The organism is Streptomyces sp. NRRL B-24572, assembly GCF_002156145.1.
GTDB classification, from domain to species: Bacteria; Actinomycetota; Actinomycetes; order Streptomycetales; family Streptomycetaceae; genus Streptomyces; species Streptomyces vietnamensis.
This window is the reverse complement of sequence record NZ_MWIG01000646.1, coordinates 1-6,644: the sequence shown is the minus strand read 5'-3', so window position 1 is coordinate 6,644 and position 6,644 is coordinate 1. Positions and strand designations below refer to the sequence as shown.

Genomic DNA, 6,644 nt, shown 5'->3' with positions numbered 1-6,644 from the left:
CCGGCGAGGGCGTCGTCGCCTTCGTGGGTGACCTCTGGTGGCGGCCCAACGGCCCCGTCGAGGACCCGGTCGCCCCCGACCACACGGTCCTGCGCGACTCGCGCCTCCGCGTCCTCGCCGCCGCCGACGTCATCGTCCCCGGCCACGGCCCCGCCTTCCCGGCGGACGACACCGCGCCGCTCTAGGGCCTGTCGTCACATTCCCGTCTGCCCCGCGACGCCTGGCACGCGCCCCCAAGCTCTCGGCTTCGCTCGAGCAGGGAGGTGCCCCCTTCGCCGCACCGGGCGAAAGCCCAAGTACGTCCAGTACGAGGACTTCCACCCGGCACGCCGAGAGCACGCACCAGACGCCGCAGGGCCGCCCTTCGGGCGACGACGGGAATGTGACGACAGGCCCTAGAAGCCGCTCAAGAGGGCCCGTCCCCGGCCCTCCGCCTTTAGAATCGGCTTCCATGTCGATCCCTGACGAGCTGCTCGTCGACGTCGCCGCCACCGTGGAGTCCGGGCGGAGCAATCAGATGTCCCTCACCGTGGTCGCGGGGGGAGTGGTCATCACCGGGCGCCTCGCGCCGGAAGCGCTGTGGAGACAGCGCGTGTCGGAGGTCCTGACGGACTCGGCGCAGCTGGGCGAGTTCTCCGGTGTCTTCTCCCCCGTGCGGGAGGAGCTGAAGACCGTGGAGCCCCCCACCCACCTCCACTTCCACCTCGCCCGCATCCTCCAGGGCACGGTGGGCATGCCCGAGACCGGCGGGATGTACCGCGTCGCGATCGCGGACGTCAGTGCCTGGACCGTGGGGGACTTCAGCTACTCCGACAGCTGACGGCCGGCCGGCGACCGGCTGGGGGCACGCCCGTCACCTGACCCCCGACACCACGAGGAACGGCGGGTGCCCGGCCTCCGCCGGGTCGCTCCCCAGCTGCGCCGACCGGTGGGTGAGGACGGGCTCGTGGAGGTCCAGGTCGGTGAACCCGGCCTTGCCGAGGACGTCGAGGTACGTCTGGCACGGCCAGTGGTGGTCGACCAGCTCCAGCGGGGCCTCGCCACCGGGCCGCTCCCGGCGTGACCGCCGCTGCTCGCCCTTCGTGTAGACGCGCCCCGGCTCGCCGCTGCGGAAGGTGGAGAACCGGATGCCCGTGGTGCGGGGGTTGGCGTCCAGCACGGCGAACCGGCCGCCGGGGCGCAGCACGCGGTGCGCCTCGGCGGCGATCTCGTGCAGGTCGGCGATGTCTCCGGTGGTGGTGAAGACGAAGCAGGCCATGGCGGCGTCGACGGAACCGTCGGCGAGGAGGCCGAGACCGCCGTCGTCGGTCAGCCGGTAGTCGATCCGCGGGTGCGGGCGCCGCTCACGGGCGATCTCCAGCATGCGGGGCGAGAGGTCGACGGCCACCACGCGCGCGTCGGAGGCCTCGACGACACGGGTGGCGACCTTGCCGGGCCCGCAGCCGTAGTCCAGGACCGTACGGACGGCGGAGGAGCCGATGCCGAGGGCGTGGAAGACGGCCGGGTAGCCGATGAGGCGCTCGGGGAGGTCGTCGTAGGACTCGAAGGCGTCGGCAGCGAAGGCGTCGGCGTCGGTGTCGTTCTGGTCGACGTGGCTGATGGTGCGAGGGGTCATGTGGTGGAGGCCTTCCCGTGATGATCCACTTCGTCCGGAACGTACTGGTCGTGGGAGCCGCAGGACAGGGTCTCGGTGGCCCCCTCACTCGGCTGGGTCAACGGTCGCGGCCGCCGCCGGGCGCCCTGCCCGGCTCCGTGGGTTGATGAGAGGACTGTCGACGAGACTGCTGATCGAAGGGGAAACTGTGGCGCTCCACGAGATGAAGGCCCCGAAGAGTGCCGACGCGGCCACCGACGTGTTCGCGTCGGCGCTGAGCGAGCGGATCCTGCCGAAGCACCGGATGCCGGAGGAGTCGAACATCCCCGCGGTCGTCTACGCGATGCTCCACAACGAGCTGCTGCTCGACGGCAACTCGGCGCAGAACCTGGCGACGTTCTGCACGACGTGGACGGACGACGAGGTCCGCCGGCTGATGAACGAGTGCCTCGACAAGAACATGATCGACAAGGACGAGTACCCGCAGACCGCCGAGATCGAGTCGCGGTGCGTGAACATCCTGGCCGATCTGTGGAACGCCCCCGGGAGCGCGACCGGCGAGGGCACGGCGCTCGGCTGCTCCACCACCGGCTCCAGCGAGGCCGCGATGCTCGGCGGCCTGGCCCTGAAGTGGCGGTGGCGGGAGAGGCGCCGCAAGGAGGGCAAGCCGACGGACCGGCCGAACCTCGTCTGCGGGCCCGTGCAGATCTGCTGGGACAAGTTCGCCCGCTACTTCGACGTCGAGCTGCGTCAGATCCCGCTGGAGCCGGGCGCCACCGGCCTGCGGCCGCACCAGCTGAAGGAGTACGTCGACGAGAACACCATCGGCGTCGTCGCGATCCTCGGCGTCACCTATACCTGCGACTACGAGCCGGTCGCCGAGCTGTCCGCGGAACTCGACCGGATCCAGCAGGAGACGGGGCTCGACATCCCGATCCACGTCGACGCGGCGAGCGGCGGCTTCGTCGCCCCGTTCCTCCACCGGGACCTCGTCTGGGACTTCCGGCTGCCGCGGGTCTCCTCCATCAACGCCTCGGGCCACAAGTTCGGCCTCGCGCCGCTCGGCGTGGGCTGGGCGGTGTGGCGGACCGCCGACCTGCTGCCGGAGGACCTCGTCTTCCGGGTGAGCTACCTGGGCGGCGACATGCCGACGTTCGCCCTGAACTTCTCCCGCCCCGGCGGCGAGATCGTCGCCCAGTACTACAACTTCCTGCGTCTGGGGCGGGCCGGCTACCGGCGCGTCCAGGAGGCGTGCGCGCTGACCGCCCGGTACCTCGCCGAACAGATCGCGGAGATGGGCCCGTTCACGCTGCTCTACGACGGGCAGGGCGGGCTGCCCGCCGTCTCGTACACCCTCACCGACCCGGAGGGCGCGGGCTTCAGCCTGTACGACCTCTCCGACCAGCTCCGGATGCGCGGCTGGCAGGTCCCCTCCTACCCGCTGCCCCCCGAGCGGCAGGAGACCGTCATCCAGCGCGTCCTGGTCCGGCACGGCATCGGCCGCGACGAGGTCGACCTCCTGGCCCAGGACATCCGCCGCTGCCTGGAACGCCTGGAGAAGGGCGTGCCGTCGGACGCCGACCGCGCGGGCTTCCACCACTGAGGGGACGTCGTCCGACACCGATCAGGATTCGAGAAGCGCGGAACCGAGGTGCGGAACTAGCGTGAAGTCCATGGACATCACCATTCACACCAGCGCCCTTCCGCACGACGACCCGGACGCCTCCCTGGCCTTCTACCGGGATGCCCTCGACTTCGAGGTCCGCAGCGACGTCGGCCAGGGGAAGATGCGGTGGATCACGGTCGGACCGGCGGGGCAGCCGGACACCTCGATCCTGCTCGCGCCGCCGGCGGTCGACCCGGGCATCACCGAGGACGAGCGCCGCACGATCGCCGAGATGATGGCCAAGGGCACGTACGGCTGGATCCTGCTCGCCACCCCGGACCTCGACGCCGTCTTCGAGAAGGTCCGGGCGGCGAACGCCGAGGTCGTGCAGGAGCCGACGGAGCAGCCGTACGGCATCCGCGACTGCGCGTTCCGCGACCCGGCGGGCAACCTGATCCGCATCCAGGAAGTCCGCTAGATGTGCCGCCCGGGCTGGGCGCAGGCGCGCGTCACGGACCGGCGCCTGCGCGACTTCACCCGCATGCGCCGCGTCCGCGACCACATCGACCGTGAGTACGCGCGCCCGCTGGACGTCCTGGAACTGGCACGGGCCGCGAACCTGCCTCCGGCGCTCCTGAGCCGCCAGTTCCGCCTCGCGTACGGGGCCTCCCCGTACGACTACCTCCTGACCCGCCGCGCGGAACGCGCGAGGACGCTGCGGCTGCACGGCGCGCGGTCCTGACCACCGAACGACGACGAGGGGAAACCACCATGACCGCCAACAGCAAGTCCTACGACGGCTTCACGGACGAAGAGCGGGCCGCGATGAAGGAGCACGCCACCGAACTGAAGGCGACGAAGCGACGCGGGGCGAAGGCGGACACCGAGCCCGAGGTGCTCGCGAAGATCGCCGAGATGGAGGACGCGGACCGGGTCCTCGCCGAGCGCGTCCACGCCCTCGTCAAGGAGCACGCCCCGGCCCTCACCGCGAAGCTCTGGTACGGCATGCCGGCCTACGCGCGGGACGGGAAGGTCGTCTGCTTCTTCCAGAGCGCCCAGAAGTTCAAGTCCCGTTACGCCACCCTGGGGTTCAGCGACCAGGCGGCCCTCGACGAGGACACCCTGTGGCCCACCGCGTACGCCCTCACGGCCCTGGACCCGGCGACGGAGAAGCGCATCGCGGCCCTCATCGAGCAGGCGGCGGGCTGACCGGTTCCGGGAGCGGGACGATGGGCGTGCAGTCGGGAAGGTGGCCCAGTCGACTCGCACGGAATTGGCCTGTGTGAGCGGTCAACTGCGCACTACCGTAGGCGTAATGACAACAAGATCTTCTTCGGTCGACCGGCCTGCGACCCCCGCGACCGTGACCCCGGCCGAGGCGCCGATGCGTCAGGCCCGTAACTCCGCCGCCCTGTGGACCGCGACCGGCCGAAGCCGGGGGCACGAGGTCGTCCGGCGCCGCGGGTTCGTCGCGGTCGACGGCGGCGAGCGTGCCGGTCTGCGGGTCCTGATCCAGGAGCCCGACCTCGACCCGGGCGAACTCGCCGAGCTGAGCGAGCTGGTGCGCCGGGCCGCGGGCCCGGTGAACGCCGAGGACCCGTTCGGCTCGACCGACCTGAGCCACCTGGACATGCGGAACTGGCAGATGCCGGTCATGCTGCGCGCGCCCGGGCCCGTCGGCGAACCGGCGCTGGACGTGATCGAGGTGCGGCGGCCCGAGGACCTCCAGGCGGCCGAGCGGATCGTGATCGAGGGCTTCGAGCTGGACGGATTCGAGCCCTACCGCCCCGGCGAGCTGTTCCCGACGGCGCTGATCGAGCAGCCGGGCGTGGACGTGTTCCTCGCCCTGGTCGACGGCGTGGCCGCGGGGGCCGCCGTCAGCGTCGTGGACGACGGCGTCGGCAGCCACTACTGGGTCGGTACGTCGCCGGCCTTCCGGTCGCGTGGCGTGGGGCGGGCCGTCATGCTCGGCGCCCTCGCCCACCTGGCGGACCTGCCGGTCACCCTCACCGCTTCGAAGCTGGGCAGACCGCTGTACGAGTCCCTGGGCTACACCGTCGCGGCGCCCTCGACCTGGTGGGCCTCTCAGTGACGCCGCCGCGGTGACGCCCGCCGGCCGGCCGGTTCCCGCCGCACACGCGGACGGTGGCCGCGGCCGGGGGCGTCAGGAGTTGCGCGGGACGACCAGGCCGGATTCGTAGGCGAGGACCACGAGTTGGGCCCGGTCGCGGGCGTGGAGCTTCGTCATCGCCCGGTTGACGTGGGTCTTCACGGTCATCGGGCTGATCACCATGTGGTCGGCGATCTCGTCGTTGGACAGGCCCCGCGCGACGAGGGCGACGGCCTCGCGTTCACGGCCGGTCAGCTCTTCGAGCCCCGCCCCGGCACCGGTGTCGAGCGGCTGGGACACGTACCGGTCGATCAGCTTGCGGGTGATCGAGGGGGCGAGCAGGGCGTCGCCGCGCGCGGCCACGCGGACGGCGTGCAGGAAGTCGTCCGGGACGATGTCCTTGACGAGGAATCCCGCGGCGCCGGCGCGCAGCGCGTCGAAGACGTACTCGTCCATGCCGTAGTTGGTCAGGATGACGACGTGCACCCCGGCCAGGGCCGGGTCCGCGGCGATGCGCCGGGTCGCCTCGATGCCGTCGACGACCGGCATCTGGATGTCGACGAGCGCGATGTCGGGCAGGTGTTCCCTGGCGAGCTCCAGGCCCTCCCTGCCGTCGGCGGCCTCGGCCACCACCTCGATGTCGTCCTCCAGGTCGAGGAGGGCGCGGAATCCGCTGCGGATGAGCGGCTGGTCGTCGACGAGCAGGACTCGGATCACGACGTCCGCTCCACGGGGAGTTCGGCCCGGACGGTGAAGCCGCCCCCGCCGCGCGGTTCGGCGCGCAGGAGGCCGCCGAGGGCGGTGACGCGTTCGCGCATGCCGAGCAGCCCGACGCCGGGCACGGGGACGGTGTCCGGCGTGGCCCTGCCGTCGTCGTCGATGCGGAGCGCGAGGGCGTCGGGCCGGTAGTCGATCCGTACCGATGCCGTGGTGGCGGCGGCGTGCCGGACGACGTTGGTCAGCGACTCCTGGACGATCCGGTAGGCGGTCCGGCCCACCGCGGCCGGCACGTCGTGCCGCTGCCCCTCGATCGTCAGCGTCGCCTCCAGACCGGTCCTGCCGGCCCGCTCCACCAGTTCCGGTACGTCGGCGAGCCCGCGCGGCGGGGCCGTGTCGTCGTCGCGCAGCGCCTCCAGGGTCGCGCGCAGCTCCCGGCTCGCCTCACGTCCGGCCTCCTGGATCGCGAGGAGCGTCTCCGGCACCTGCTCGCCGCGTCTGCGGGCCACGTGGACGGCGACCTCGGACTGCACCTTGATGACGGAGATCTGGTGGGTGAGCGAGTCGTGCAGCTCCCGTGCGATGTGCAGCCGCTCCTCGTCGGCGCGGCGCCGCGC

The 6,644-nt window shown here is 71.9% G+C and carries 9 protein-coding genes and 1 pseudogene; 7 read left to right on the top strand and 3 right to left on the bottom strand.

Features of this window, described 5'->3' with window-relative positions; genetic code table 11:
- Together CCN56_RS32595 and CCN56_RS32585 are read left to right on the top strand one after the other, a co-directional pair.
- Positions 1–185: pseudogene (locus CCN56_RS32595) on the top strand (MBL fold metallo-hydrolase); the annotation flags it as partial.
- Between the two features lie 266 nt (positions 186–451).
- Positions 452–820 carry a hypothetical protein gene (locus CCN56_RS32585; protein ID WP_041130019.1) on the top strand — a complete coding sequence of 123 codons (369 nt, stop codon included), beginning with the start codon at positions 452–454 and terminating at the stop codon, positions 818–820.
- A 33-nt stretch (positions 821–853) separates the two neighbouring features.
- On the opposite strand, the gene CCN56_RS32580 is transcribed toward CCN56_RS32585, so the two are convergent.
- Positions 854–1,615 (bottom strand): class I SAM-dependent methyltransferase, encoded by a 762-nt coding sequence (locus CCN56_RS32580; RefSeq protein WP_086831478.1) that lies wholly within the window; start codon positions 1,613–1,615, stop codon positions 854–856.
- 187 nt (positions 1,616–1,802) lie between these two features.
- On the opposite strand from CCN56_RS32580, the gene CCN56_RS32575 reads away from it, so the two are divergent.
- The 5 genes from CCN56_RS32575 (at position 1,803) to CCN56_RS32555 (ending at position 5,292) form a co-directional block, all read left to right on the top strand.
- Entirely contained in the window at positions 1,803–3,197 is a 1,395-nt protein-coding gene (locus CCN56_RS32575) for a glutamate decarboxylase (RefSeq protein ID WP_086831477.1), read from the top strand.
- Between the two features lie 70 nt (positions 3,198–3,267).
- Positions 3,268–3,678, top strand: coding sequence for a VOC family protein (locus CCN56_RS32570; protein WP_086831479.1), 411 nt, complete (start codon positions 3,268–3,270; stop codon positions 3,676–3,678).
- Positions 3,679–3,942 (top strand): AraC family transcriptional regulator, encoded by a 264-nt coding sequence (locus CCN56_RS32565; RefSeq protein WP_086831476.1) that lies wholly within the window; start codon positions 3,679–3,681, stop codon positions 3,940–3,942. It abuts the gene before it with no gap.
- 29 nt (positions 3,943–3,971) lie between these two features.
- Positions 3,972–4,409 carry an iron chaperone gene (locus CCN56_RS32560; RefSeq protein ID WP_086831475.1) on the top strand — a complete coding sequence of 146 codons (438 nt, stop codon included), beginning with the start codon at positions 3,972–3,974 and terminating at the stop codon, positions 4,407–4,409.
- Positions 4,410–4,563: 154 nt separating this feature from the next.
- Positions 4,564–5,292, top strand: a complete 729-nt coding sequence (locus CCN56_RS32555) for a GNAT family N-acetyltransferase (protein WP_256962303.1) — start codon at positions 4,564–4,566, stop codon at positions 5,290–5,292.
- 72 nt (positions 5,293–5,364) lie between these two features.
- Here the strand turns inward: CCN56_RS32555 and CCN56_RS32550 are convergent, their stop codons facing one another.
- On the bottom strand, positions 5,365–6,027 hold the full coding sequence (locus tag CCN56_RS32550) for a response regulator transcription factor (RefSeq protein WP_086831473.1): 663 nt from the start codon (positions 6,025–6,027) through the stop codon (positions 5,365–5,367).
- On the bottom strand, positions 6,024–6,644 hold a 621-nt coding region (locus CCN56_RS32545; RefSeq protein WP_256962302.1), incomplete at its 5' end, for a sensor histidine kinase. The genes CCN56_RS32550 and CCN56_RS32545, both read right to left, overlap by 4 nt.

What these genes read in the sequence shown, in the direction of transcription:
- CCN56_RS32560 (WP_086831475.1), top strand. Translation starts at nt 3,972, where the DNA reads ATGACCGCCAACAGCAAGTCCTACGACGGCTTCACGGACGAAGAGCGG.
- CCN56_RS32565 (WP_086831476.1), top strand. Translation starts at nt 3,679, where the DNA reads ATGTGCCGCCCGGGCTGGGCGCAGGCGCGCGTCACGGACCGGCGCCTG.
- CCN56_RS32585 (WP_041130019.1), top strand. Translation starts at nt 452, where the DNA reads ATGTCGATCCCTGACGAGCTGCTCGTCGACGTCGCCGCCACCGTGGAG.
- CCN56_RS32580 (WP_086831478.1), bottom strand. Translation starts at nt 1,615, where the DNA reads ATGACCCCTCGCACCATCAGCCACGTCGACCAGAACGACACCGACGCC.
- CCN56_RS32570 (WP_086831479.1), top strand. Translation starts at nt 3,268, where the DNA reads ATGGACATCACCATTCACACCAGCGCCCTTCCGCACGACGACCCGGAC.